Genomic DNA, 234 nt, shown 5'->3' with positions numbered 1-234 from the left:
CACCGCCCTCGGCGGCAACGGCACGTCCCCCGCGCCGGCGGCGAAGTCCTCGTACCCCCTCGTGGTCGGCCCGCAGCGCACGGCCGTCTGGGCGGCGTACTCCACCGCCACCCACACCGAATGGTCCTTCGCCTCGGCGCACACGGACCAGCAGAGGGCGCTCGGGCTGATCTCGGTCGACTACGACGCGGCCGGGCTCAACCTTCTCAACAGTGCTGAGGCCGGACACACGTC

Annotated in this window: 1 protein-coding gene; it reads left to right on the top strand. The window is 72.2% G+C overall.

The genetic code is table 11. From position 1 onward, the window contains the following. The coding region (locus KVT44_RS57185) for a hypothetical protein (RefSeq protein ID WP_217577210.1) at positions 1-234 on the top strand (234 nt) is incomplete at both ends.

It is taken from the genome of Streptomyces sp. GbtcB7, assembly GCF_019091445.1.
GTDB classification, from domain to species: Bacteria; Actinomycetota; Actinomycetes; order Streptomycetales; family Streptomycetaceae; genus Streptomyces; species Streptomyces mirabilis.
The sequence above is the reverse complement of the archived record's forward strand: the minus strand, read 5'-3'. Positions and strand labels throughout refer to the sequence as shown.